General features: G+C 64.1%; 20 protein-coding genes, 1 tRNA gene, 5 pseudogenes and 3 other annotated features. Of the genes and pseudogenes, 8 read left to right on the forward strand and 18 right to left on the reverse strand.

Going from position 1 to position 26,507, the window contains the following annotated elements:
• Positions 1-181: 181 nt before the first annotated feature.
• Positions 182-616 (reverse strand): isocitrate dehydrogenase kinase/phosphatase AceK regulatory subunit, encoded by a 435-nt coding sequence (locus EBS_RS07330; protein ID WP_043108027.1) that lies wholly within the window; start codon positions 614-616, stop codon positions 182-184.
• A gap of 10 nt (positions 617-626) precedes the next feature.
• Positions 627-845, reverse strand: a pseudogene (locus EBS_RS07335) (isocitrate lyase); the annotation flags it as partial.
• A 203-nt stretch (positions 846-1,048) separates the two neighbouring features.
• Between EBS_RS07335 and EBS_RS07340 the strand changes: the two are divergent.
• The 5 genes and pseudogenes from EBS_RS07340 to EBS_RS07365 all read left to right on the forward strand — a co-directional run bounded on the left by EBS_RS07340 (position 1,049) and on the right by EBS_RS07365 (position 7,635).
• A complete protein-coding gene (locus EBS_RS07340) occupies positions 1,049-2,008 on the forward strand; it encodes a LysR family transcriptional regulator (protein WP_043108030.1) in 960 nt (319 codons plus the stop codon).
• 54 nt (positions 2,009-2,062) lie between these two features.
• Positions 2,063-2,689, forward strand: a pseudogene (locus EBS_RS07345) (malate synthase G); the annotation flags it as partial.
• Between the two features lie 245 nt (positions 2,690-2,934).
• A pseudogene (locus tag EBS_RS13635) lies at positions 2,935-4,064 on the forward strand (IS3 family transposase).
• Positions 3,123-3,239 (forward strand) — a sequence feature (AL1L pseudoknot). Its footprint overlaps the pseudogene before it by 117 nt.
• Positions 3,950-5,044 carry an FIST signal transduction protein gene (locus EBS_RS07360; protein ID WP_148307696.1) on the forward strand — a complete coding sequence of 365 codons (1,095 nt, stop codon included), beginning with the start codon at positions 3,950-3,952 and terminating at the stop codon, positions 5,042-5,044. Before EBS_RS13635 ends, EBS_RS07360 begins: the two are co-directional and overlap by 115 nt.
• A complete protein-coding gene (locus EBS_RS07365; RefSeq protein WP_052199394.1) occupies positions 5,041-7,635 on the forward strand; it encodes an EAL domain-containing protein in 2,595 nt (864 codons plus the stop codon). Before EBS_RS07360 ends, EBS_RS07365 begins: the two co-directional genes overlap by 4 nt.
• 229 nt (positions 7,636-7,864) lie before the next feature.
• Here EBS_RS07365 and EBS_RS07370 read toward each other — a convergent pair whose 3' ends face one another.
• The 9 genes and pseudogenes from EBS_RS07370 to EBS_RS07415 form a co-directional block, all read right to left on the reverse strand.
• Positions 7,865-8,101 carry a hypothetical protein gene (locus tag EBS_RS07370; RefSeq protein ID WP_052199395.1) on the reverse strand — a complete coding sequence of 79 codons (237 nt, stop codon included), beginning with the start codon at positions 8,099-8,101 and terminating at the stop codon, positions 7,865-7,867.
• A 150-nt stretch (positions 8,102-8,251) separates the two neighbouring features.
• Positions 8,252-8,518: a hypothetical protein gene (locus EBS_RS07375; RefSeq protein ID WP_043108034.1), complete on the reverse strand. Its 267-nt coding sequence runs from the start codon at positions 8,516-8,518 to the stop codon at positions 8,252-8,254.
• A 40-nt stretch (positions 8,519-8,558) separates the two neighbouring features.
• A pseudogene (locus tag EBS_RS13640) lies at positions 8,559-9,767 on the reverse strand (IS3 family transposase).
• Positions 9,384-9,500, reverse strand: a sequence feature (AL1L pseudoknot). It overlaps the preceding pseudogene by 117 nt.
• A 578-nt stretch (positions 9,768-10,345) precedes the next feature.
• Positions 10,346-10,438 (reverse strand) — tRNA-Ser (locus EBS_RS07390).
• Positions 10,439-10,613: 175 nt separating this feature from the next.
• Positions 10,614-10,796, reverse strand: coding sequence for a carbon storage regulator CsrA (csrA, locus tag EBS_RS07395; protein ID WP_043108035.1), 183 nt, complete (start codon positions 10,794-10,796; stop codon positions 10,614-10,616).
• Between the two features lie 152 nt (positions 10,797-10,948).
• Positions 10,949-12,175 (reverse strand): aspartate kinase, encoded by a 1,227-nt coding sequence (locus EBS_RS07400; RefSeq protein WP_043108036.1) that lies wholly within the window; start codon positions 12,173-12,175, stop codon positions 10,949-10,951.
• Positions 12,176-12,242: 67 nt separating this feature from the next.
• A complete protein-coding gene (alaS, locus tag EBS_RS07405; RefSeq protein WP_043108037.1) occupies positions 12,243-14,867 on the reverse strand; it encodes an alanine--tRNA ligase in 2,625 nt (874 codons plus the stop codon).
• Between the two features lie 208 nt (positions 14,868-15,075).
• Complete coding sequence (locus tag EBS_RS07410) at positions 15,076-15,318, reverse strand: hypothetical protein (RefSeq protein WP_043108039.1); 243 nt, start codon at positions 15,316-15,318, stop codon at positions 15,076-15,078.
• Between the two features lie 9 nt (positions 15,319-15,327).
• On the reverse strand, positions 15,328-16,800 hold the full coding sequence (locus EBS_RS07415) for an AAA family ATPase (RefSeq protein ID WP_043108040.1): 1,473 nt from the start codon (positions 16,798-16,800) through the stop codon (positions 15,328-15,330).
• A gap of 20 nt (positions 16,801-16,820) precedes the next feature.
• Here EBS_RS07415 and EBS_RS07425 point away from each other — a divergent pair.
• Positions 16,821-17,950, forward strand: a protein-coding gene (locus EBS_RS07425) for an IS3 family transposase (RefSeq protein ID WP_148307698.1) whose coding sequence is annotated in 2 segments (ribosomal slippage) — positions 16,821-17,013 and positions 17,013-17,950 — 1,131 coding nt in all. Because the reading frame shifts where the segments join, the coding sequence is not laid out codon by codon here.
• Positions 17,009-17,125, forward strand: a sequence feature (AL1L pseudoknot). Its footprint overlaps the gene before it by 117 nt.
• A 1-nt stretch (position 17,951) precedes the next feature.
• On the opposite strand, the gene EBS_RS07430 is transcribed toward EBS_RS07425, so the two are convergent.
• The 7 genes and pseudogenes from EBS_RS07430 to EBS_RS07460 all read right to left on the reverse strand — a co-directional run bounded on the left by EBS_RS07430 (position 17,952) and on the right by EBS_RS07460 (position 24,418).
• Positions 17,952-18,194 carry an AAA family ATPase gene (locus EBS_RS07430; RefSeq protein ID WP_043108042.1) on the reverse strand — a complete coding sequence of 81 codons (243 nt, stop codon included), beginning with the start codon at positions 18,192-18,194 and terminating at the stop codon, positions 17,952-17,954.
• Positions 18,191-18,385: a hypothetical protein gene (locus EBS_RS07435; RefSeq protein WP_052199396.1), complete on the reverse strand. Its 195-nt coding sequence runs from the start codon at positions 18,383-18,385 to the stop codon at positions 18,191-18,193. Before EBS_RS07435 ends, EBS_RS07430 begins: the two co-directional genes overlap by 4 nt.
• 225 nt (positions 18,386-18,610) lie before the next feature.
• The gene (gene moaA / locus EBS_RS07440; RefSeq protein ID WP_043108043.1) at positions 18,611-19,597 is read right to left on the reverse strand and encodes a GTP 3',8-cyclase MoaA; all 987 of its coding nucleotides are present in this window, start codon (positions 19,595-19,597) and stop codon (positions 18,611-18,613) included.
• Between the two features lie 243 nt (positions 19,598-19,840).
• Complete coding sequence (locus tag EBS_RS07445) at positions 19,841-20,353, reverse strand: peroxiredoxin family protein (RefSeq protein ID WP_043108045.1); 513 nt, start codon at positions 20,351-20,353, stop codon at positions 19,841-19,843.
• Complete coding sequence (locus tag EBS_RS07450) at positions 20,350-20,925, reverse strand: hypothetical protein (protein WP_052199397.1); 576 nt, start codon at positions 20,923-20,925, stop codon at positions 20,350-20,352. The genes EBS_RS07445 and EBS_RS07450 overlap by 4 nt, the downstream gene beginning before the upstream one ends.
• 310 nt (positions 20,926-21,235) lie before the next feature.
• Positions 21,236-22,193: pseudogene (locus EBS_RS07455) on the reverse strand (IS110 family transposase).
• 407 nt (positions 22,194-22,600) lie between these two features.
• Positions 22,601-24,418 (reverse strand): RNB domain-containing ribonuclease, encoded by a 1,818-nt coding sequence (locus EBS_RS07460; protein ID WP_043108046.1) that lies wholly within the window; start codon positions 24,416-24,418, stop codon positions 22,601-22,603.
• Between the two features lie 86 nt (positions 24,419-24,504).
• Here EBS_RS07460 and ygfZ point away from each other — a divergent pair, with 86 nt between their 5' ends.
• On the forward strand, positions 24,505-25,491 hold the full coding sequence (gene ygfZ / locus EBS_RS07465) for a CAF17-like 4Fe-4S cluster assembly/insertion protein YgfZ (RefSeq protein WP_043108047.1): 987 nt from the start codon (positions 24,505-24,507) through the stop codon (positions 25,489-25,491).
• 154 nt (positions 25,492-25,645) lie between these two features.
• Positions 25,646-26,503 carry an HDOD domain-containing protein gene (locus EBS_RS07470; protein ID WP_052199398.1) on the forward strand — a complete coding sequence of 286 codons (858 nt, stop codon included), beginning with the start codon at positions 25,646-25,648 and terminating at the stop codon, positions 26,501-26,503.
• Positions 26,504-26,507 lie beyond the last annotated feature (4 nt).

Below are 26,507 nucleotides of genomic sequence, written 5' to 3' on the forward strand. Positions count from 1 at the left end.
CGGGTTCGCGGCGAGGACGCCACTCCTGCGCAGGAGGCCCGTCCTCGCGCCGAACCGTCGCAGTGGGGACGCCGATCCTACCGCAGAAAGCCCGTCCCCGGGCCGAATACCGCGGCGAGTCTGCCACAAGGCTGGCGCCACCGGCATTCGACCCTGCAAATGGGTCGATTCAGGAGATTTATCAGGGCAGAAAACGCGCCTGTTCACGGTAGGGGTAGAGATCGGGCACCCGACTGACTTCGGCATCGTGCTGCAGGCGACGCCAGGTCTCGGGGCGCATAAGTTCACCTTGCAAGGCCATGAAACAGCGCCGCCATTCCGGGTCGGCTTCCTTCAGGTCGAAGCGCTTCCGCAGGCTCTCGATGGCCTCACGCCCCCGCCGGTCGTACAGGTTGATGCGCGCGGCATTGTCCTCGCGCGCCGCCAGCCAGTCGCCGCGAACGAAATGCCCGCATGCGCGCCAAGTCACCTCGCGGAAGATGCGGAAGTACCAATCGAAGGCCTGCAATATCGCCTGGGCGATGGCGCGCGCATGCAACAGCTGCCTCGCATCGGCATCCACCAGTCCGCCGGCGGATACCGATGTCATGCGACCGCCGAACAGGCAGCGTTCCATGCCCCCGCCCTCAGGCGAACTGCGCCTCCTCGGTGGAGCCGGTCAATGCGGTCACCGAAGAGTTGCCTCCCAGGATCACCGTGGTGACCTCGTCGAAATAGCCCGCCCCCACTTCCTGCTGGTGCGAAACGAAGGTGTAACCGCTCTCGCGTGCCGCGAACTCCGGCTGCTGCACCTTCTCCACATAGTGCCGCATGCCCTCGCCCCGCGCATAGGCGTGGGCCAGATCGACACCTTGGGCGGTCTCCTCGATGCGGCGGCCTGTTCCCCTGGTGGCAAGAGGAGAAGTTAATTCCCAATAGCGGCCTCCCCTGAGATTTCGTGGCCTTCCATTTGGTGATAACAAAGACTAAGCTAACCCGAGCATTTTCCAATCCAATCATTTCAATAAAAATTATTTGATATTCCAATAATACGGAGCACGAGCCGGCGATGAGTAGCAAACTCAAGACGCCCTACTACAAGCAGAACCGACTCAAGCAATTGCGCGCCTTCTGTCATGCCGCCCAGTGCGGCAGCATCACCGAGGCGGCCGAGAACCTGTTCCTCAGCCAACCCTCGGTCACCCTGCAGATCCAGGCCCTGGAACGCGAGATGGAGATCACGGTGTTCGAACGCCGCGGTCCCAAGATCAGCCTCACCCCCGAGGGCGAGGTGCTCTATCGCCTGGCCAGCCCACTGGTCGAGGCCATCGACGGCCTGCAGGAATCCTTCCATGCCCACATGGGCAACCTGCAGAAGGGGGAACTGAACATTGCCGCCGGGGAGTCCACCATCCTCTACGTGCTGCCCGACGCCACCAAGCAGTTCGCCGACCAGTACCCCGGCATCAGCCTCAAGCTGCACAACGTCACCGGGCGCGACGGCCTGTCCATGATCCGCGCCGACCAGGTGGACTTTGCCGTGGGTTCCATGCTCGAGGTCCCCGACGACATCCGCTACGAACCCATCGTGACCTACTACCCCGCCCTGATCACCGCACGCTCCCACCCCCTGGCCGATCGGGACGAGGTCAGCCTGGAAGACATCGCCGAATATGGCCTGATCCTGCCCCCGCGCCACCTCTCGACCTGGCGCATCGTCGAGCTGGTGTTCCAGCAGCACGACCTCCAGTTCAAGGTCGCCCTGGAGGCCGGCGGCTGGGAAGTCATCAAGAAATACGTCGAGCTGGACATGGGCATCTCCATCGTTACCGACGTGTGTCTGACCGAGGCCGACCGCGAACGCCTGGCGGTCAAGCCGCTGGGCAAGTACTTCCCCACCCGCTCCTACGGCATCGTCTCGCGGCGCGGCAAGTTCCTGTCGCCGGCGGCGGTGCGCTACATCGACATGCTGCGGGAGTTCTACGAAGACCGCGATCCCTCCGACGTGAGCCGCTGCGCCAACTGCTGAACCCGCTCCCTGCGCATTGAAAAAAGCAATGCGCGGGGAGGCAGGCTGCGGACGGAGCAGAAGATCGCCCACCCGCGCGCCGGCGCGAACACCGCCTGGGTTCCCTCGCCCACTGCCGCCGTGCTGCATGCGGCCTATTATCACGCGGTGGACGTGCGTGCCGAGCAGGCCCGGATCGCCGAACGCCCGCGCCGCCGGCTGGCCGAACTGCTCACCCTGCCGCTGGCCGACTCGGCCAGCTGGTCACCCGAACAGATCCGTGAGGAACTCGAAAACAACTGCCAGGGCATCCTCGGTTACGTGGTGCGCTGGATAGACCAGGGCATCGGCTGTTCCAAGGTGCCCGACATCCACGATGTTGCGCTCATGGAAGACCGCGCCCCCCTGCGCCTCTCCAGCCAGCACATCGCCAACTGGCTGACACATGGCATCATCAGCGAACGCGAGGTGCTGCTCACCCTGCGCCGCATGGCACAAGTGGTGGACCGACAGAATCGCCACGACCCCGCCTATCGCCCCATGGCCCCCGCCTGTGACGGCCCCGCCTTCGAGGCCGCCTGCCGACTGATCTTCCACGGCCGCGAACTCCCCAACGGTTACACCGAACCGGTGTTGCACCCACTCAGGCAATACGCCAAGGCCGCTTCCGGCAGCCAAGGGAGCGACGACACTCCGGCCTGATGCACGGCGGACGATTCTAAACTTTCGTCCTCCACGGCCGACTGGTCTGCACAGGAGCCTCGGAAAAGGTTCTTTACTCCCTCACACATGCGTTGGGGGAGACCGGGAAGGCTGTCAACACAAGCCCTTTTCCCCCTCCGCACGCCGAGAGAGGAACTCGATCAGAGGCTTCCGAATGCCCCAGGCCCGAAGAGTGAACCGCCCCGGGTTTCCCGGAGACTCCATTTCTTGAGAGGATAGAGTCTATGGATACGAGCAAGAGATATTCCCCTGAGGTCCGGGAACGGGCGGTTCGCATGGTGTTTGATCATCAGGCCGAGCGTGATCAAGGACTGCGTGAGGGTCTGACGACGTCGGAGCGCGAGCGGCTCAAGGCCTTGGAACGGGAGAACCGGGAGCTGAGGCGGGCCAACGAGATTCTGAAGACGGCGTCGGCTTTTTTTGCCCAGGCGGAGCTCGACCGCAAACTGAAGAGATGATCGCGTACATCGACGATCACAGGGATCGTTACGGGGTCGAGCCGATCTGCGCGGTGCTGCCGATCGCCCCGTCCACCTACTATGAGCACAAGGCCCGTGAGGCCGATCCACAGCGACTGCCGCGGCGATTGCAGCGGGATCGCGCCCTGTCAGACGAGATTCGACGGATCTGGGAAGAGAACTTCCAGGTGTACGGTGCCAGGAAGGTATGGCGGCAGCTCAACCGGGAAGGCATCGAGGTAGCCCGCTGCACGGTGGAACGTCTGATGCGTGTCATGGGGTTGCGGGGTGTGGTGTGAGGCCGCCGTTGCCGGACAACGATCGGCGACACGACGGCGGAACGACCACTGGACCGGGTGAAGCGGCAGTTTACTGCCACCCGCCCGAATCAGTTGTGGGTGGCGGACATTACCTACGTGGCGACTTGGACAGGGTTTGTCTATGTGGCGTTTGTCGTGGACGTCTATGCCCGACGGATCGTGGGCTGGCGTGTCTCCCGGTCGCTGAAGACCGACCTGGTGCTGGATGCGCTGGAGCAGGCGCTATGGTCGCGCCAGGACACAGAGGGCCTGGTGCACCACAGTGACCGAGGCTGTCAGTACCTGTCGGTGCGCTACACGGAGCGCCTGGCCGGGGCCGGCATTGATGCCTCGGTCGGTAGCCGAGGGGACTCCTATGACAACGCTCTGGCAGAGACGATCAACGGTCTGTACAAGGCCGAGGTTATCTACCGGCGAGGCCCCTGGAAGCATAGGGAGGCGGTCGAATATGCCACTTTGGAGTGGGTGGACTGGTTCAACCACCGGCGGCTGCTGGAGCCTATTGGCAACGTGCCACCGGCGGAGTTGGAAGCGGCGTATTATCGCCAACAGAAAGAGTCTGCCAAGGCGGCCTGACTCAAACAAAACAGTCTCCGGAATATCCGGGGCGGTTCAAGCCGCTGTTTGGCGGCATCTTTCCCGCTGTCCTCCACAATGGTCAAATGTATCGTCAGGGACACCTGCTGCTCGGCCTTCCCGCGTCGGTGGAATACTGCCTCATCGAACCGCTGGACAATCTGACAGAACAGGCCCTGTGTGCTCTCGACACGACTGACAAGGGGACACTGTTTGTCCTGGTAGACGGACTGGCCCCCAGGATCGGGGCATTGATGGACGAGATCTACAACACCTTTGCACTGGACGTTCATTATCTCGGCGGCGGATGCGGCAGCTGGGACCTGAAAAACCGTGACTGCATCCTCAGCAACCCGGGCGTGTCGCGAAATGCCGGGCTGCTGTGCTTTGCCAAAGGTATCCGGTCACATATCGGGGTCGCTCATGGCTGGCAGCCGATATCGGAACCCATCAAGGTCACCGAATCACGTGACGGCCGCCTGATCACGCTCGACTGGAAACCGGCACGAGAGGTGTACTGTCAACACCTGTTCGAATACACCAGCACGGAGATCGACGAGAACAATTTCCCCCTGCTGGCCCCCACCTACCCTTTCGGCATCGCCCGGCTGGATGCCGAAATGGTCGTCCGCGACCCTTATGCACTGGATGGAAACGACATTCTCTGTCTGGGCGATATCCCGGCGGGCAGCCATATCCACATCATGCACGGCAAGGAACAGCACTTGCTCGATGCCGCTTCGGAAGCACGCCAACGCGCACAGGCGACAGCAGGCAGTACGCCGGGACACTGCCAACTGGTCATGGACTGTATATCGCGCGCCCTGTTCCTGGGCGACCGTTTCGAACGTGAACTGAAGGCCTTTACCCAGCCCGGCCTGCCGATGCTGGGCGCGCTGACGATCGGGGAAATCGCCAATCATGGCGACGACTACCTGGAGTTCTACAACAAGACCGCGGTCGTGGGAGTTCTCGAATGAGCAATGACCGTCTCTACGAACTGGTCATTCTGCACGAATTCTCCCTAGCCATCGGCTCCAGCCTGGATCAGCAGGACATGCTGAACGTCTGCCTGCCGCTGATGCTGCGGCGCCTGGGTGGTCGTGCCATCACCTTGTTCGAACAGCGCGATAACGGCGAGATCCTCGAATCGGCATTCCGCCTGCCCCGGCATGCACAAGCAGAAGGACAGCTACAGACGGCCAGGAAGCTGGTGCAGCAGAAGGACAGTCCCTGGCTCGTCTGCAGAACCGGCAACTACTGGAGCCATGCCTGGCAGGTTCCCGGCTTCGGCATCCTGGTACTGCTGCGCGGCAGACAGCTCGAAGAGTCGATGTGCCACGAAATCGGCCAGATCGCCGGCAAGCTGAGCATGGCATTGCTGGGTTGTCGCCAGTATGCCCAGCTGCGCGCGGTGCGTGCGCAACTCGCCAGGGAAGCCGACCTGCACCGCGAGACCCTGCTGGCCATCGGCGATGCTGTCATCACTACCGACACCGAAGGCTGCATACAGGAGGTCAATCCCGCAGCGGAACAGCTCCTCGGGCATCCACGGAAACACATGATCGGGCACCCCCTCGACCAGATCCTGCGCATGTACCCGTTCTATATCGGCATGGACGCTGCTACTATCCGGGGTGCCGATCCGATCGACATTTCACGCAACACCGATGGCACCGCGCGTCTTCAGCGACCGGATCAGTCGTCCGTCACGGTGCAATTCAACATCCGGGACATCACAGCCTCCAGTGGCGAGACCATGGGCCGGGTGATGGTGATACGCGACATCAGCGACCTGCAGGCCCTGGAGCAGGAAGTCGCCTGGCGTGCCACCCATGATGTACTGACCGGACTGCCCAACCGGGCCTTGCTGAGCGAGCGACTGGGCTGGTTGCTCGCACAAGCCGATCGGCACGAAAAGCTGCTCGCCGTGGCACTTGTCGATCTCGACGAATTCAAACCGGTCAACGACCGCCTCGGCCACGCCGCCGGCGACAAGCTGCTGTGCGCCGCCGCCCAGCGCATGCAAGAAGCCCTGCGTGCCAGCGACACCCTGGCACGCCTGGGGGGCGACGAGTTCGTCATCATTCTCGACGACCTGGACAACATGAACCACGCGGAAAAGATCTTCGACCGACTCATCGACCAGCTGTCCCGGCCATTCGAGATCGAAGACCAGGAAGTCCGTATCTCGGCAAGCCTCGGCTATACCCTCTACCCGCTGCTGGACGAAACCGATGCCGACACCCTGCTGCGCCATGCCGACAAGGCCATCTACCAGGCCAAGCTCGCCGGACGCAACTGCCATCGACTGTTCGATGTACGAGAGCAGCAGCAACACCTGGCCATGCAGCAACACACCAAGGTCATCATGCAGGCCCTGCTCAACCAGGAGTTTCGCCTGCACTATCAACCCAAGGTCGACATGCGTGCAGGACGCATCCTGGGATTCGAAGGACTGGCGCGCTGGCATCACCCGGAGCGGGGCGTGCTGCTGCCGGCGCACTTCCTGCCCTGGATGCAGGACAAGGAACTGGCCTGCATGCTGGATCGTTTCGTCATCGGCGAGGCCTGCCGGCAACTCGTACAATGGCACCAGGCCGGGCGCGACTGGACCCTGTCGGTGAACATCGCGCCGGCGCACCTGCTCTCGCCCGACTTTCTCGAACAGCTCGATGCCATTCTGGCAGGCCATCCCGACCTGCCACCGGAACGCCTCGAGTTCGAGATCCTCGAGAGCGCGGCCATCTCGGACATCGAATCGGCCACCCGGGTTATCGACGCCTGCCATCGCCGCGGCATCTCGGTGGCGCTGGACGACTTCGGCGTCGGCTATGCCTCCCTGGCCTACCTCAAGAACCTGCCGATCGATTGCCTGAAGATCGACCGCAGCTTCGTGCAGGACATGCTCAACGACCGGGGCGACCGCATTCTCATCGAATCGATAATCGCGCTCGCGCGCCTGTTCGGCCAGACACCGATCGCTGAAGGTGTGGAGGGCCCCGAACAGGGCGTGATGCTGATGCGACTGGGATGTGACCTGGCACAAGGCTTCGGCATCGCCCGGCCGATGCCCGCCGAACAGATCGACGACTGGAGTGCGCAATGGAAAACGCCGGAGCTGTGGCGACTCTGGTGCGATACACCATGGAAACTGGACGATCTGCCCCTGCTGGCGGCGCAATACGATCACCTGCGCTGGATCGAGCAAGTGTTGCACGTTGCGGAGGGCGAGCCCCTCACACTCTCGCACGAAGAGCTGGCCGATCACCACTGCTGCCGGCTGGGCAAGTGGTACGACACCTGCGGACGCCAACGCTACGGACAGCTGCCCGCCTTCCAGGAACTCTATCCCGTGCACGTCGCAGTGCACCAGGCCGGCCGTGAGATCGTTCGCCTGGCCGAAAACGGTCAGATGGAGCAGGCAAGACACCTTTGCGCCAGACTGCTACGCCTCAAGGACCGGGTGCTGCACTACCTCACCGAGCTCGAACGTCAGGTCGCACACCAACTCTCCGCCGACAACGACCTGCCGGACAGTCTGTCCCCGTCCAAATCCAAAGCGTCCTGATGCATCAACTCTCCATGATATAGGGCCGCCTACACCCCCGATCACGGAAGTTCACCACAGAGGACACAGAGTGCACAGAGCTTGACGATGGCAAAAGACGAGGCGCGGACTTTTTCTACAGGTGGACCATCGGTCCGTCGGTCGCGGGTTGCAACCCCGCCGGGACAGACCCCAGCGTCAACCTCTCTGTGATCTCTGTGTACTCTGTGGTGTTGACTTCCACATTAACTCACAGGCCCTCGCTCAGACGCCGCACCAGCCAACCACGAAAAAAGGGATTGCCGGTATCGGCATAGAGTCGCGCCTCACGCAGCCAGGCACCCAGTTCATCGGGATCCTCCGGTGGTCGCCCGTGCTGGGACTGGAAGCAATCGAGGTAGAACTCGCCCTGAAGCTGCTGCCAACGCTCGTCATCGATGGCATCCTTGAGCTGACCCGGGAAAGGAATGATGTTGTCGTCGGACACGTCAGAGGACCTGGTAAAGGGGGGAATCCGAAGTCTAGCATCCCCGGAATCCCCCCTCCCCCGCCTTTCCCAGGAACGGCGAGGTGCCGGGCCGAAGCCCGACCTCCGGCCCACCGGGCCCGGCCGCCCTCCTTCAGGACGACATCACGCTCATCCCTGCATGTCGAGGATCAGCCGGTTGAGCCGATGCACGAAACTGGCCGGATCGTCGAGCTGTCCGCCCTCGGCAAGCATGGCCTGGTCGAAGATCAGACGGGTGAGGTCGGCAAATTTCTCCTCGTCACTTTCCTTCTCCAGCCGCTCGAGCAGCGGATGCTCGAGATTCAGCTCGAGGATGGGCCTGGGCATGGGCGCATCCTGACCGAGCTGCTTGAGCACCCGAGCCAGGTTCTGGCTCATCTCGTACTGGTCGACCACCTGAACCGCCCCGGATATTCCGGAGACTGTTTTGTTTGAGTCAGGCCGCCTTGGCAGACTCTTTCTGTTGGCGATAATACGCCGCTTCCAACTCCGCCGGTGGCACGTTGCCAATAGGCTCCAGCAGCCGCCGGTGGTTGAACCAGTCCACCCACTCCAAAGTGGCATATTCGACCGCCTCCCTATGCTTCCAGGGGCCTCGCCGGTAGATAACCTCGGCCTTGTACAGACCGTTGATCGTCTCTGCCAGAGCGTTGTCATAGGAGTCCCCTCGGCTACCGACCGAGGCATCAATGCCGGCCCCGGCCAGGCGCTCCGTGTAGCGCACCGACAGGTACTGACAGCCTCGGTCACTGTGGTGCACCAGGCCCTCTGTGTCCTGGCGCGACCATAGCGCCTGCTCCAGCGCATCCAGCACCAGGTCGGTCTTCAGCGACCGGGAGACACGCCAGCCCACGATCCGTCGGGCATAGACGTCCACGACAAACGCCACATAGACAAACCCTGTCCAAGTCGCCACGTAGGTAATGTCCGCCACCCACAACTGATTCGGGCGGGTGGCAGTAAACTGCCGCTTCACCCGGTCCAGTGGTCGTTCCGCCGTCGTGTCGCCGATCGTTGTCCGGCAACGGCGGCCTCACACCACACCCCGCAACCCCATGACACGCATCAGGCGTTCCACCGTGCAGCGGGCTACCTCGATGCTTTCCCGGTTGAGCTGCCGCCATACCTTCCTGGCACCGTACACCTGGAAGTTCTCTTCCCAGATCCGTCGAATCTCGTCTGACAGGGCGCGATCCCGCTGCAATCGCCGCGGCAGTCGCTGTGGATCGGCCTCACGGGCCTTGTGCTCATAGTAGGTGGACGGGGCGATCGGCAGCACCGCGCAGATCGGCTCGACCCCGTAACGATCCCTGTGATCGTCGATGTACGCGATCATCTCTTCAGTTTGCGGTCGAGCTCCGCCTGGGCAAAAAAAGCCGACGCCGTCTTCAGAATCTCGTTGGCCCGCCTCAGCTCCCGGTTCTCCCGTTCCAAGGCCTTGAGCCGCTCGCGCTCCGACGTCGTCAGACCCTCACGCAGTCCTTGATCACGCTCGGCCTGTCTCACCCATTTGCGCAGTACAGCCGATCTTGGCCGCGATGGAGGTCATCGCCGCCCATTGGGAATCATGCTCGCCCTGATGATCAAACACCATGCGAACCGCCCGTTCCCGGACCTCAGGGGAATATCTCTTGCTCGTATCCATAAACTCTATCCTCTCAAGAAATGGAGTCTCCTGGAAACACGGGGCGGTTCACCACCAACCTTTCCAGCAATAGGGTTATTAACCTAATACTCCTTGACCTCGCATTTTTCAAGCCACATGGCCATCGTCACGATTTGATCCACTTCGGATTTTTCGATAGGCCAGGACGGTTCAGCTCAACCGCCATACGCATAAGCCCGCCCCAGACCATCCCTGGCAACGAAGGAGAATCCTTTCGCTTCCCCCAACATCCTGAGGCCTCTTCAAAAGGGGACGTTTAGGAATTTCGTTGACATTCCAGAGCGCCACCCACGAACCACATGCGGAGGCCCATACAATCGCAGGGGCCTTTAGGTGCGATAATACGCTGGGTTCAGAAAATGAAAGCCCATGCTGAATTCAGCATGGGCTCGAGAGTGAGGGATTGATTCGCGGCTTCGCCGCTCACCCCTGCGGGGCGCCGTCGCTTCGCTCCGGCGTCCTGCGGCGCTGCGCGCCTTGTCGAACCCTGACGAGGGTTCTCATCCCATCATTCCCCTGATAATGCAAAAGGCCCCATACAGGGGCCTTTGCATTATTGGCGGAGAGTGAGGGATTCGAACCCTCGATGGAGCTATTAACCCCATACTCCCTTAGCAGGGGAGCGCCTTCAGCCACTCGGCCAACTCTCCGGATTTGTGCAGTCCGTCAGTGACCCTTGCGGGCTCGACAGGGAACACGCTGTGTGCAGCAGTCTCGCCATCCCCTGTGCAGAACGGGGGCCTTCTGAAGGGAAACAGAAAGCCCCGCGGTCAGCGGGGCGCATTCTCGCATATTCTGGCCCCTTGAGGCCAGTCGCGAAGCAACTTATTCGGACTTGGCCTGTTGCTCGTTCTTGATCCGCTCGTAGATCTCCTCGCGATGCACCGAGACATCACGGGGAGCATTGACCCCGATCCGAACCTGGTTTCCCTTGACACCCAAAACGGTTACCGAAACGTCGTCGCCAATCATCAAGGTCTCTCCGACCCTGCGCGTCAAAATCAACATGAGATCTCTCCTGCGTGCCTGGACCAGCCTGTCTTGGCCTGTGTCCTGAGTTTGCCAACCAACCCGGTTGTCTGTTGTTGTTCGGGCCGCCGTTATTCTACCAACAACCCATTCATAGCAGAAGATCAAAGACCCTGCTGGGATGGAAATAATTATCCTTCTTCCCGATCCAGTCCGAAGGCCTCGTGCAGGGCACGCACGCCGAGCTCCAGGTACTTTTCATCCACCACGACCGAGATCTTGATCTCGGAGGTGGAGATCATCTGGATGTTGATGCCTTCCTTCGACAGGGTCTCGAACATCTTGCTGGCGATACCGGCGTGCGAGCGCATGCCGACGCCAACCAGCGAGATCTTGACGATCTTGTCGTCACCGATGACCTCGCGCGCGCCCAGCTCGCTGGCAATCTGTTCGAGGATGGCCTTGGCCTTGGCGAACTCGCCCCGGTTGACGGTGAAGGTGAAGTCGGTGGTGCCATCGTTGGCGATGTTCTGCACGATCATGTCGACCTCGATATTGGCATCACCTATCGGGCCGAGGATCTCGTACGCCACGCCCGGCTGGTCGGGCACGCCCCGGATGGTCAGCTTGGCCTCGTCACGGTTGAATGCGATGCCCGAGATCTTTGCCGCTTCCACGCCTTCCTCCTCGAATGTGATCAGGGTGCCCTCGCCCTCCTCCTCGAAACTGGAGAGGACGCGCAGGGGCACGTTGTACTTGCCGGCGAACTCCACCGAGCGAATCTGCAACACCTTGGAGCCGAGACTGGCCATCTCCAGCATCTCCTCGAAGGTGATGCGGTCGAGCTTGCGCGCACGCGGTTCCACGCGCGGGTCGGTGGTGTAGACACCATCGACATCGGTGAAGATCTGGCACTCGTCGGCCTTCAGCGCCGCCGCCATGGCCACCGCGGTGGTGTCCGAACCGCCGCGTCCCAGGGTGGTGATGTTGCCGTGCTCGTCCACGCCCTGGAAACCGGCCACCACCACCACGCGGCCGGCCTTGAGGTCGGCATGCACGCGCACATCGTCGATATCGCTGATACGCGCCTTGCCGTGCGCGCTGTCGGTGAGAATGCGCACCTGGGCGCCGGTGTAGGAACGGGCGTCGCAGCCGATCGCCTGCAGCGCCATCGACAGCAGGGCGATGGTCACCTGTTCGCCGGTGGTCACCAGCACGTCGAGTTCGCGCGGATCGGGGGTGTCGGTGATCTCGCTGGCGAGTGCGATCAGGCGATTGGTCTCACCGGACATGGCCGAGACCACCACCACCACGTCGTCACCGGCATCGCGGCGCTTCTTGACCCGGCGAGCGACGTTCTGGATGCGCTCCACCGTGCCGACCGAGGTGCCACCGTACTTCTGGACGATCAGTGCCATCTTGATTTACCGCCGATTACTGGAAAGCGCGGTATTAGACCGCATTCCCCCGTAGTGATAAAGGGTTTCAGGCCCGCTCGCGCACCCAGTCGGCGACCAGCGCCAACGCCTGCGGGATGCCGGCCGGATCACTGCCGCCGGCCTGTGCCATGTCGGGCCGGCCACCGCCCTTGCCTCCGACCCTGGCCGCGGCCTCGCGCACCAGGTCGCCAGCCTTGAAACGGTCGGTCAGGTCCTTGGTGACCCCGGCGATGAGATTGACCTTGCCGCCATTTTCCACCGCCAGCAGGATCACCCCGCTGCCCAGCTTCTGCTTGAGCTGGTCGAGCAGGTCACGCAACGCCTTCGGTTCCACGCCTTCCACCTTGGCGGCCAGCACCTTGATGCCGGCGATCTCCTCGGCCTGGTCGGCCAGGTCGGCACCCGCCGCGGCGGCCAGCTTGGACTTGAGCTGCGCCAGTTCCTTCTCCAGCCGGCGCTCCTGCTCGACCAGGCGCGCGGCCTTGTCCACCACTTCGTCCCGCCCGGCGTTGAGCAGGCCGGCGATCTCGAACAGGCGGTCGTCGTCACGCTGCATGGCCTCGACGGCCGCCGCACCGGTGACCGCCTCGATACGTCGCACCCCCGAGGCGATGCCCGACTCGGCAACGATGCGGAACAGGCCGATGTCGCCGGTGGCCTTGACGTGGGTGCCACCGCACAGCTCGATGGAGAAATCGCCCATACGCAGCACCCGTACCTGTTCGTCGTACTTCTCGCCGAACAGGGCCATGGCACCGACCGCCTTGGCATCGTCCAGCGACATGATGCGCGTCTCCACCAGGTGATTGGCGCGCACCTGTTCGTTGACCAGGCGTTCGATGGCCTGCAGCTGCTCGCGCGAGACCGGCTCGAAGTGCGAGAAGTCGAAACGCAGGCGCGCGGCCTCGACCAGCGAGCCCTTCTGCTGTACGTGCTCGCCAAGGATCTGGCGCAGTGCCGCGTGCAGCAAATGGGTGGCGGAATGGTTGAGCGCGATGGCGTGGCGGCGCGCCTCGTCCACCTGCGCACTCACTCGATCACCGATGTTCAGCTCGCCCTCGGCCATGCGACCAAGGTGCCCGAACACCGCCCCACCCTGCTTGCGCGTGTCCTCGACTTCGAAACGCACACCGTTGGCGAACAGCTCGCCGGCATCGCCCACCTGGCCGCCCGACTCGGCATAGAAGGGGGTGCGATCGAGCACTACCATGCCTTGCTCACCGGGGCCGAGGCGGTCCACCGCCTCGCCGTCGCGGAACAGGGCCACCACGGTGGACTGGTCTTCCAGGCGCTCGTAGCCGGTGAAGTCGGTCACCCCCTCGAGCGCGACGGTGGCCTGCTGCTCGCTACCGAACTGGCTGGCAGCGCGCGCCCGCTCGCGCTGCGCGGCCATCTCTCGCTCGAAGCCGGCCTCGTCCACTTCCAGCCCGCGCTCGCGCGCGATGTCCGCAGTCAGATCCAGCGGGAAACCGTAGGTGTCGTACAGCTTGAACAGCAGTTCGCCGGGGATCACCTTGCCGTCCAGGCCCTCGATGGCCTCCTCGAGGATACGCATGCCGTGTTCGATGGTCTCGGCAAAGCGTTCTTCCTCGACCTTCAATACCCGCTTGACGTGTTCCCTCGAGCGCCGCAGCTCGGGATAGGCGTCGCCCATCTGTTCGTCCAGGGCATCGACCAGGGTGTGGAAGAAGGGCTCGTGCTGGCCGAGCTGGTAGCCGTGACGGATGGCGCGACGGATGATGCGGCGCAGCACGTAGCCCCGGCCCTCGTTGCCCGGCAGCACGCCGTCGACCACCAGGAAGGCGCAGGAGCGGATGTGGTCAGCGAGCACGCGCAGCGACTTGGATTCCAGGTCGTCGGTACCGGTGGCCCGGGCAGCGGCGCGGATCAGTCCCTGGAACAGGTCGATCTCGTAGTTCGAGTGCACCCCCTGCAACACCGCGGCCAGCCGCTCCAGCCCCATGCCGGTGTCCACCGAGGGCTTGGGCAACGGCGTCATGTTGCCCTCGGCATCGCGGTTGTACTGCATGAACACCAGGTTCCAGATCTCGATGTAGCGATCGCCATCTTCCTCGGGCGTTCCCGGGGGGCCGCCCCAGACCTCGGGGCCGTGGTCGTAGAAGATCTCCGAACAGGGACCGCAGGGGCCGGTGTCACCCATGCTCCAGAAGTTGTCGCTCTCGAAACGCTTGCCGCCCGGCTTGTCGCCGATGCGGGTAAAACGCGCCGGGTCGACACCGATCTCGTTCAGCCAGATCTCGGCCGCCTGGTCGTCCTCCTCGTAGACGGTCACCCACAGCCGCTCGGGCGGCAGGCCCAGCCGCTCGGTCAGGAATTCCCAGGCAAAACCGATGGCCTCGCGCTTGAAGTAGTCGCCAAAGCTGAAGTTGCCCAGCATCTCGAAGAAGGTGTGATGCCGCGCGGTGTAGCCGACGTTCTCCAGGTCGTTGTGCTTGCCGCCGGCACGCACGCAACGCTGGGCGGTGGCCGCGCGCGTGTAGGGACGCTTGTCCTTGCCCAGGAACACGTCCTTGAACTGCACCATGCCGGCGTTGGTGAAAAGCAGGGTCGGATCGTTGGCCGGTACCAGGGGGCTGGAGTCGACGATCTGGTGGCCCTTCTCCGCGAAATAGTCGAGAAAGGCGGAACGGATTTCGGCGCTGGTCTTCATACAGGCTGGAGCAGTGGTTACGACAGACCGGGAATGGTATGCAGCTTCGCTGGGAATGTCACCTGGAGAAGCGTGGTGGCGGCCACTTGCCGTGACACCCTCAGCCCCTCGCGAGGGAACCTCGCGAACAAAGTGCCCTGTCTCCTCCCTCATGCGCGGGAGAGGCCAGCAAGGGGGTCACGACAGGCACCTCTCCAACTGGGCGAGGCTATTCGATACCCAACACCAGCTCGTTCTGTTCGCGGCGGCATTCGATGTGCACATCGAAGCGCACCCCGGCATCCTCGGGGAAGCTCTGCGCCACGATCCACACCTGACTGATGTCCTCGCCCAGCTCGGCCAGGGCCGCCAGTGCGCGGCGGGTGCGTTCCTCGTCGAAGAAGGCGAACTGGCGACCGCGCACCTTGCGCGCCAGCAGCTTCTGCGACAGGGCCAGGCGCAGCGCCAGCATGATCTGGCGCTAGGTGCCGCTGGAGACTTCCTCGAGGTCCATGAAATCGCGTTTCTCGGCGGAGAAGACCCGTACGCTGAGATCCCGGTCGATCTGCAGGTGCTCGTAGCGCCCGTCGGTAAAACGCGGCAGCAATCGCGCCACCAGGTCCTTGATATCCCGGTTGAACTGGTTGGACAGGGCACCGACCGCGCCTTCCAGCAGCTCGATGACAGTCTCGCGCAGGCGGATGCGCGCCTCGACCTCCTCGCGTTGCTCGCGCAGCCCCTCGAGCACCTGTTTCAGGTTGGCTGCCTCGCGCAGGCGTGCCTGCTCCTCCTCGATGGCCCCTTCGAGCGTCGCAACCTCCGCACACAACTGCTCACGCACCCAGTCCAGCCAGGCCAGTTCGGGCTCGACATAGGCGCGCACCTGGCGCACCGTGGCCTCGCCGCTGGCAATGCGTTCGACCAGCGACTCGAATGCCATGGCATCCGGCCGCTCGGGCAGCGGTTCGGCATGCGCCTCCTCCCTGGTCTCGTCATCCAATGCCTGCTCGGCGGCCTCCCCGACAGGCGCTGCCGGCGCCTCCTCCACCGCCTCGGACAACGGCGCCTCGATCTCGATCTCCAGGTCGCGTGCGCGTTGCAGGCTCTCGGCCAGCTGACCGGCCTCGGCACGCAGTCGGCGCACCCGACCACCCTTGGCGGCGACACGCATCCAACTCAACAGGAACAACCCGCCCAGCCCCGCGGCACCCCACAACCACCACGGGAGCGGCACCTGGACATATTGCGGCGCATACTGGTCGAGCAGACCGCGCACCTGTCCGGCCAGCGGCATGTCCGCCCCCTCGCCCAGCAGCCACCACAGAGCCAGGGCAGCCAGTGCCAGCAGAAAGAAGACAAAACGCAGGAAGGGCGCGCGCGAACGTGCCGACTGCGCCTGGTAGATGGCGCGCATGTGTTCCGCATAGGTATCCATGCGCTGACCGATCTCCTCCCTCAGCCCCCCGATCTGGTCGGCCTGGTCGCGCAGGGTGGCGCGCTCGCGCTCGAGTCGTTCCAGCCGCCCCGGCTCGATGTCCATCCCGTCCAGGTCGTTGCGGACCGTGTCGATTTCGGCCTGCACTTCACCGAGCAGCTCTTGACGCTCGCAGATCTCACCCGCGATTTCCTCGCGCACCCGCTCCAGCGGAGCGATGCCGGCCATGATCTTGACCGCCTGGCTGTGCGGGTGCGGGGTGGTGATCTCGCGCTGCGCCAGGTAGAAGGACTCGACGAACTGCTCGTACTCGAAGCCGATCAGCTCCACCAGCCGCTCGTTGACCACCTTCACGCCCCGCGCGACCGGCTCCTCGTCACCCACCCTCGTCAGGCTGGCGCCGTGGTTGCCATCCCGGTCGAGCATGCGCGAGAGTTCCCAGGCCACCCCGTCGACGTTGAAGTCGAGGGTGACCGTGCAGTGGTTCTTGAACCGCCCCGGGTTTCCCGGAGACTCCATTTCTTGAGAGGATAGAGTCTATGGATACGAGCAAGAGATATTCCCCTGAGGTCCGGGAACGGGCGGTTCGCATGGTGTTTGATCATCAGGCCGAGCGTGATCAAGGACTGCGTGAGGGTCTGACGACGTCGGAGCGCGAGCGGCTCAAGGCCTTGGAACGGGAGAACCGGGAGCTGAGGCGGGCCAACGAGATTCTGAAGACGGCGTCGGCTTTTTTTGCCCAGGCGGAGCTCGACCGCAAACTGAAGAGATGATCGCGTACATCGACGATCACAGGGATCGTTACGGGGTCGAGCCGATCTGCGCGGTGCTGCCGATCGCCCCGTCCACCTACTATGAGCACAAGGCCCGTGAGGCCGATCCACAGCGACTGCCGCGGCGATTGCAGCGGGATCGCGCCCTGTCAGACGAGATTCGACGGATCTGGGAAGAGAACTTCCAGGTGTACGGTGCCAGGAAGGTATGGCGGCAGCTCAACCGGGAAAGCATCGAGGTAGCCCGCTGCACGGTGGAACGCCTGATGCGTGTCATGGGGTTGCGGGGTGTGGTGCGAGGCCGCCGTTGCCGGACAACGATCGGCGACACGACGGCGGAACGACCACTGGACCGGGTGAAGCGGCAGTTTACTGCCACCCGCCCGAATCAGTTGTGGGTGGCGGACATTACCTACGTGGCGACTTGGACAGGGTTTGTCTATGTGGCGTTTGTCGTGGACGTCTATGCCCGACGGATCGTGGGCTGGCGTGTCTCCCGGTCGCTGAAGACCGACCTGGTGCTGGATGCGCTGGAGCAGGCGCTATGGTCGCGCCAGGACACAGAGGGCCTGGTGCACCACAGTGACCGAGGCTGTCAGTACCTGTCGGTGCGCTACACGGAGCGCCTGGCCGGGGCCGGCATTGATGCCTCGGTCGGTAGCCGAGGGGACTCCTATGACAACGCTCTGGCAGAGACGATCAACGGTCTGTACAAGGCCGAGGTTATCTACCGGCGAGGCCCCTGGAAGCATAGGGAGGCGGTCGAATATGCCACTTTGGAGTGGGTGGACTGGTTCAACCACCGGCGGCTGCTGGAGCCTATTGGCAACGTGCCACCGGCGGAGTTGGAAGCGGCGTATTATCGCCAACAGAAAGAGTCTGCCAAGGCGGCCTGACTCAAACAAAACAGTCTCCGGAATATCCGGGGCGGTTCATCTCGCCCCAGCGCACCACCTTGTCCAGCTCATCGGGGCCGATGGAGAAGGTCCGCCCGAACAGGGCGAAGCAGACCGCCTCGCCGATACTGCTCTTGCCCGACTCGTTCTGCCCGCTGATGGCGATCAGGCCGCTCTCCGGCAGGGCCAGCTCGAGACGACGGTACTTGAGGATATTGCTGCCCTTGATGCGCGTGATGATCATGCCCGGCCCTCGTCTTCCAGTCGTTGCAGGCGCTCGATGACCAACTGCATGGCCTTGTGATAGTGCTCCTCGTCGAAGTCGTCACCCGAGTTGCGACGGCGCTCGAACTCGGCCTCGCACCAGGCCGCGAACTCGGCCGCCGGGGTGTTGGGGGAAATCTCGCCGGAATTCGGGATCTCGCTGTCGGACATGCCTTGTCTCCTGCAGGCGGATGCTCAGGGCGCGGAGTATATCGGGTTTGCGCACCCAGGATAATGCGCCGGATCAAGCGAAGCTTCGCCCCGGGGACGGGCTTCCTGCGAACCTGCAGGAGCGACGTCCTCGTCGCGAATGATCTGCCACGAACGGTTCGGCCCGAGGACGGGCCTCCTACATAACGGCGTCCGCGTCGCGACCCCTCCCCGCAAACCTGCGGCTCACCCCCCGGTCATGGACATGAAACGCACCACCTTCTCCTGGCGCTCATTGAACTCGTGGCGCTCGGGCTTGAGGTTGATCGCGGCCAGCACGTGCTCGGCCAGTTCCTCGTCGCCGCACCCGGCACGCAGGGGCTCGCGCAGGCCATAGCGGTGCTCGTCACCCAGGCAGGCGAACAGATCGCCCTCGCAGGACAGGCGTACCCGGTTGCAGGTAGCGCAGAAATGCTGGGAGATGGGAGTGATGAAGCCGATGCGCGTCTCGCTGCCAGGCACCCGGTAATAGCGGGCGGGCCCGGCACCCACCATCGAGGCCGGCACCAGGCCGTGCCGCTCGACCAGCTCCTGGCGCACCCGCTGCAGATTCAGGTAACTGCCCAGGGCCTGTCGGCCGGTATCGCCCACCGGCATGGTCTCGATGAAGCGCAGGGCATAGCCGTGCTCGACACAATAGGCGATCAGGTCATCGAACTCGTCGTCGTTGAAGCCCTTCATGGCGACGGTGTTGATCTTGATCGGCCACATGCCGGCCTCGCGCGCCGCCTCGATGCCGCGCAGCACCTTGTCGAGCCGGCCGCCGCCGGTGATCTCGCGGAAACGCTCCGGACGCAGCGAGTCCAGGCTCACGTTGAGCCGCTTCACCCCGGCTTCGGCCAGCGGCCCGGCCAGTTTCTCCATGCGCATGCAGTTGCTGGAGAGCGAGATATCCTCCAGGCCCGGGATCTCGGCGAGCATGCGCACCAGCACCGGCAGGTCACGGCGCACCAGCGGTTCACCGCCGGTCAGCCGCAGGTGACGCAGGCCCAGGCGGGCGAACACCGCCACCAGGCGTGTCAGTTCCTCGAAGCTCAACCAGCCACCGGGCTCGGCAAAGTCCTTGAATCCCTTGGGCATGCAGTACTGGCAGCGCAGGACGCAGCGGTCGGTGACCGACAGGCGCAGGTAGTCGATGGTACGGCCGAAATTGTCGCGCAGTATCGGGTTCATGGGCCTGTCCCGAGCATAAGGATCAGCATCTGACGATACACTGATACTCGAAAGATAGCACCTCGGAAAAACATCGGGTGGACGCAGCGTCCCTGTGGGAGCGGCATCCCCGCTGCGAACACCCGGCCCGGAAATGGTTCGGCCCGGGGACGGGCCTCCTACAGCCTCTGCAGGCGCCGCCGCCTCGCCGCGAACCATCCCTGCGGACCCGGGAAATGCCCCATTCGCCCGGGGCCTGGGCTCCTACTGACGCAGGGCGAGTACCGCCTCCAGCAGGCGGCGCGGGCTGTCCCACTTGCGGCTGCCCACTGCACGATAGACCAGCCGCCCCTCGGGATCGACCACGAAGGTGGTGGGCAGACCGCGCACGCCCCAAGCATCGATCACGCGCGAATCCCGGTCCAGCAGCAGGGGGAACTCCACCGGGTAATCGGCCAGGAACTGGAACACCGTCTCCTCGTCCTCGCCCACATCGATACCGAGCATCACCACACCCTGGTCTCGGAGTTTTTCCCAGGCACGCTGCATGGACGGCATCTCGGCACGGCAGGGCGGGCACCAGGTAGCCCAGAAGTTGACGATGACGACCTTGCCGCGATAGTCGGCCAGATGGTGGGTCTCGCCATCCAGGTCCAGCAAGGTGAAACCCGGGGCCTCGGGCCGCCCCTCCATCGGGGTCAGGCCGCGCCCGGGCTCTTGCGCCAGCACGATCCCGGTCAGCAACAGCAGCACGAACAAGCGGGAAATCGTTTTCATGGTTGGTCTCCGTCGCGGGGGCATTCGATACCGGGCAACAGCGCCTCCACCGGCTGCCCGCCGATGTGCATCACCAGGCGCAGGTCGAAACGGCTGCCCGGCGCCAGCCCGTAGGCGCTCATGCCCCAGTTGTAGTCGCCGGGCTCGAAATGCTGGCGGGTCGGCAGCAGCGACCAGCGCAGGGCAATGCGCGCCGCCTTGGACACCGTATCCGCCGGCCAGAGCGCGTCCCAGTCCTCGCGCACGCGCAGTCGCGAGGACCGGCCCTGGTGCAGCACCCGCCAGTCGCGCAGATCGAAGTCCACCGGCCGGGCACCGTCGTTGCGGAAGATGGTCTGGAACACGCAGGCCCGGGCAATGCGATCCGCCTCGGTGGCGCGGAAACCACGCGCCAGGAAAAAGCCCCGGGTCTGGTCGGGCAGACGCTGCACCAGACGCACCGAGACACCGTCCTGCGACCATTCCCAGAAACGCAGGCCGCTCTGCGGGTCGCTGCCGGTCTCGGTCGCGGCCAGCACCAGGGCCGGGAAGAACAAAGCCGGCAGCAGCCAGGTACGAAGTGGTCCGGGCATGGTGCCTCCTGAAACACAATCCGGCTTCAGTAGGCCAGTTTTCGGCCCTGGCGGTCAAGCCGGTATTGACAGGAACGACCTCCAACGGGCACGGCGCAGTGTGCCTTCCCCCGTTTACGGGTTCGGCCCGAGGACTGGCCTCCTACACGTGGGGGCGGCGCCCCGTCGCGAACATTCGGCCCGGGGACGGGCCTCCTGCGGGTAAGAGCGACGTCCCCGTCGCGAAAATTCGGCCCAAGGACCGGCCTCCTGCGGTAGGAGCGGCGTCCCCGCCGCGAACCCTTCGGCCCGGGGACGAGGGTAGGAGATCCTATGTCTGCATGCAACGATTTCTTGGCCGATATTCGGTTTCATTTCGCAAGATGGCAAAAGCGACCCTGGCGAGCTTTCTGCCGAGGATGACCAGGGCCTGGACCAGGGCCTGGACCGGCGCCAGGCCGCGGTCGAGATACCGCTGGTAGAAATCTCGCCAGGCTGGCGTTCGACACGCGCGCATGGCAGCGAGGTAGAGCAGGCGTCGCAACTCGGCGTTGCCTTTCTTGGTGAGCTTTCGTCGCCCACGCATCTGACCGGAATCATGCACGCGCACATCCATGATAAAGGCGTCGGAGGAGCGGAATGAGCCGCGCTGAAAGGCGGTGACCAGGGCGGCGGCGGTGAGGGGGCCAAATGCCCTCGATGGCCTGCACACGCAAGGCCCTGTCTTTCCAGGCAGCTTTCTCGAGCCATTTCTGGATCTGCTGATCGATCTTTCTTTCAAGTGTCTTGAAGTGATCGAAGAGCGCCTGAATCTGTGGCTTGAGGCCTGGCAGATCAGCCAGGCTTTGTCGCAGTTTGGTCTTGGCCTGGACGATGACGGCACGCCGGTTGAGCAATCCCAGCAAGGTGGTATAGGCCTTGGGAGGCGGGCTCCAAGGGCGCAGGCTGTCGTGCTCATTGACCAGGTAACGGCGCAGCAGGCGAGCATCGGAGGTGTCGTTCTTGGCCCGGATGCCCACGCTGTCCCGATAGCGACTCAAGCGGAAGCCATCAATGAGATAGATCGTATGGCGGGCCTTGAAGGCGAGTTCGCACACCAGGAGGTGAAAGGTGCTGGTGGCCTCGAGGGCGATTTCGACCGGACCCGGTGGCAGCGAATCGAGCCAGGCGGCAATGGACTGACGGTCATTGGAAATCGACTGGACGGGGCCGTTGCTGTCATCACAGATATCCAGGCCCTGTTTGCTGACATCGATACCGATCAGCAGGGGTTGCACAGGCATTGCCATGATGTTTCCTCCCGACTAGTGTAGAGAGCAGGATTTGTCGGGGTTCACCCAAGGCGCTGGCTTGCGAAAATTGTCGGTCCGTATTGGCCGATAGATCCCTTATTGGCGCTGGGGTGAGGGCGGGACGATTTCTCCTACTGTCTGTACTCAAGGTCAAAGGTCAGATGCGGCGTTCGTCCCTCCGCCCCGACAGGTCCTTTCTGACCCATCGAGAGGAAACATACAAGCGGCGTCCCCGCCGCGAAAATTCGGCCCGAGGACCGGCCTCCTGCGGTAGGAGCGGCGCCCCCGCCGCGAACCCTTCGGCCCGGGGACGGGCCTCCTGCGACAACCCCACCATCCGACCGCAGGAGCGGCGTCCCCGCCGCGAACAGCCAGCACCCTCGCCGCGAATATTGGCGACGGATTCAGACCACCCGGAACCAGACATCCTGGGTGGCGAGGTCGAGGTCGCGGAGGCGCAGGCGCACCGTCTGGTCGAGCGCGAAACGATCGTGCAGGCGCATGCGGATCTCCATCGCCAGCTCGGGGATGATGAGCACGGCCTTGCGCTCCTCGAGCGCGGCGACCACCCCCTCGCCCTCCCAGCCCGGGTGACGTTGCAGGTAGATCAGCTTCCAGTGCAGGTTCGACTGGCGCTCGGCGCGGCGAATGCGCCCGCCAGCCACGTCGATGCCGGCGATGCGCTCGGCCAGGGTCTCGCGCGACATGGGATCGCCGCCGGAGACGAAGGCGCGCAACTGCTGGTGCACCAGCAGGTCGGCATAGCGGCGCAGCGGGCTGGTGGCGCGGGCATAACGCTCCAGCCCCAGGCCGAAGTGCGGCTCGGGGTGCAGTACCGTGTTGCTCGGCTTGAACAACCGCCGGTAGGCGTACATCTCGGCCAGGGTCTGCGGCTGGCGGATCTCCTCGGGCTCGGGCTCGGGCTGCATGGCATAGGGGATGGGCAGATCATTGGCCTCGGCGAAGCGGGCCACCGCCTCGCCGGCCATCAGCATGGCGTCGGTCACCAGGTCGCGCGCCGGCATCTTGGGCAGCGGGCGGATCACCACTTCGCCGTCGATCACGCGCACCGCGGCCTCGGGCAGGTCGATACGCGCGGCATTGCGTGCCAGCCGTCGCGCGCGATAGGCGGCGGTGAGCTCCGCCAGGCGCGCGAACAGCGGCTCGTTCAGGCGCTCGTTGGCCGCCTCGTAGCTGGTGCGCGAGACCTTCACCCAGGTGCGTTCGACACGAATGTCACGCGGCTCGCCATCGACCAGGCGCACGCCGATCGACAGTGCCGGGGAGACCGGCTGCAGGCCCAGGCCCAGCTGCTCGGTGAGCGCCGGCGGCAACATGGTGACGGTACACTCGGGCAGGTAGAGATTGCTCGCGCGCTCGCGCGCCGCCTGATCGAGATGCCCATCGGGACGCACCAGGGCAGCCACATCGGCTACATGTACCCACAGGTAGTCGCCGTCCAGGCTGATGGCGTCGTCCGGGTCCTGGTTGCCGACATCGTCGATCGCCCAGGCCTCGAGGTGAGTCAGGTCGAGCCGGTCTTCCTCGGGCAGGGCCGGCACGCCGATCTCCGGCGATTCGAGCACTGCCCCAGCGCGCCGCGGCCACGGATTGTACTCGGCCGCCCAGTAGCCGCAGCGCAACAGGAATCGGTGTGCCGCCTCGGGCGTGGCCTCCACCTTGAAATGGTCCAGGATGCGGCTCTTCGCGGCATCGCCCAGGGCAACGCGTTCCACCTCGGCCAGGCGCTTGCGGTCCTCCTCCTCGAGCGCCGCCTGCTCCACGCGGGCGAGAAAGCCTTCCCATTCCTCGGCCTCGCGCTGCTTGCGTTCACGTTCGGCGCGCAGCGCGGCGACCTGCTCGGGGGAATTGACCTTCACTGCCCCGGGGGCGCCGGTGAAATACAGGCCGCCCTGCAACAACTCCCAGGTCGCCCAGGCGCTGGCCGGGGTGAACTCGCCGAACACCAGCTCGGCCAGTTCCTCGAAGGCTGGCTGCTCGCCCTGCAACAACTCCCAGGCCTCCTCGACATTGGCCTCGGGGGCGTCCAGGGCAGCGAGCGAATGCAGAGGCCCCGGGTGCAGCAGGCTGATGTCCTTGGGACGCACCTTGCGCGACTTGCCGCCGGCCAGTTCGATCTCGATCTTCTCGCCCACCGCGCTGACCCGGGTCGGGTGGATCTTGTAGAGCACCAGACTGCCGGCGCGGATGGATGCGGACACGTGGAATTCCCTCGGGAGACTGCGAAAACTCGACTCGGAAGTTGGCTATGATACCTGCCCACCCCGAGGATTTGCGGAGAACATCCATGCTGGACTGGCAGGAATTCCTGAACCAACAAAAGCTCGACGACGGTCCCCTACCCGATTGTGCCCTGACCGATCTCTCGCACATCGGCCTGATCCAGGTGAGCGGAGAAGACGCGCGCGACTTCCTGCAGGGTCAATTCACCAACGACATCAACAAGGTCGATGTCACCCACAGCCAGCTCAGCGCCTATTGCAGTCCCAAGGGACGCATGCTGGCAAGCTTCCGTGTCTTCGAGCGCGATGACGTGCTGTTGCTGATGGTCCCCGCCGAACGTCTGGCAGCCAGCCTGCAACGGCTGCGCATGTTCGTGCTGCGCTCGAAGGTGCAGATCGAGGATGCCAGCGACAGGCTGGCGCGCATTGAACTGTCGGGCGACTGCGCCCCCGGCCTGCTGCCCATCGATCCGCCGAGCGAGGACAATGGCGTGCACAGCCTCGACGGCTACACCGTGATCCGCATCCCCGGCGACCGACCACGCTTCCAGGTGCTGGGCGAGCCCGAGGCCATGCAGGCCCTGTGGGAAGAGGCTGCCGCCACAGCCCGACCCACCTCGGCGGTCGCCTGGGCATTGCTCGATATCCGCGCCGGCATTCCCACGGTGTACGAGGCCACGGTCGAATCCTTCGTCCCTCAGATGACCAACCTGCATGCGATCGAAGGCGTGAGTTTCACCAAGGGCTGCTATACCGGCCAGGAGATCGTGGCGCGCATGCACTACCTGGGCAAACTCAAGCGCCGCATGTACCGGGTGCGCATCGACAGCACGCACCAGCCCGAGCCCGGCGAGGCCCTGTTTTCACCGCACAGCGGCTCGGGCCAGGGTGCTGGACGCATCGTCTCGTCCGCCCCCTCACCGGACGGCGGTTACGAGGCCCTGGCAGTGATCGAGATCGCCGTCGCCGAGACCGGCGACGTGCACCTGGGCGCCGTGGACGGCCCGCGGCTGACCTTCCTCGACCTGCCCTACACGGTGAGTGCCCCGTAACGCCAGGAAAGCGCTGTTCACGTGCCTCCCCCGCGCAGGCTCGGGGGAGGACGAGAAAATGCCTTTTCAGCGATTTCCCGGATTTTTCATCGGGGCTCAAGTTCGCCGCAACTGGCCGATACAGGGGATATCTCGCTGCAAGGGATAGCCATTCATGTCTGCTGCCGTACTCGACCCCTCCGCCTTCGCCGAACAGATCCGCGAAGACATTGCTGCCAACCGTATCCAGTTGTCAACCCTGCCCGAGGTCGCGCTGCGGGTGCGCGAAGCGGTCGAGAACGAAGACAGCAATGCGGCGACCATCGCCGAGATCGTGACCCAGGACCCGGCACTCACTACGCGCCTGCTGCAAGTCGCCAACAGCGCTCTCTATCGCGGTGCACGCAGCATCGACAATATCCAGATGGCGGTCACCCGCATGGGGCTGAAGCTGGTCAGGAACCTGGTCATCAGCCTGGCCATGAAACAGATGTTCCAGGCCACCTCCGACGCACTGGACCATGCCTTCCGCCGCATCTGGAACGACAGCGTGGAGGCTGCCGCCATCGCCCGGGTACTGGCCACCAACGTGCGCGGCCTCGAACCCGAACAGGCCATGCTCGCCGGGCTGATCCACAACATCGGAGCCCTGCCGGTACTCACCAAGCTCGACCTGGAACTGGGCTTCGACACGGACCGGACACTGGTCGAGCGCCTGCTCAACGAGATCGCCCCGGCACTCGGGCGCGACATGCTGCGCGAATGGCAGTTCGCCGATTGCCTGGTCGAGGTACCAGTGGCCTGCCTGGACCTGAAGCGCGAACGCGAAAGGGCCGACTACGCCGACCTGGTACTGGTCGCGCGGCTGGAACACCTGGCCTCCAGCGGCAAGCTGGATGCGGATACCAGCCCGATGGAATGGCCCAACTACAGCGCCTTTGCGCGGGTCGGGGTAGACACCGAGATCACCGTGCTGGAAATGGAAGGCCCGGCCGAGCAGATCGCCGAAGTCCGTTCGCTGCTCTCCGGCTGAAGCG

Source organism: endosymbiont of unidentified scaly snail isolate Monju (assembly GCF_000801295.1).
In the GTDB taxonomy this organism is placed as follows: Bacteria; Pseudomonadota; Gammaproteobacteria; order Chromatiales; family Chromatiaceae; genus MONJU.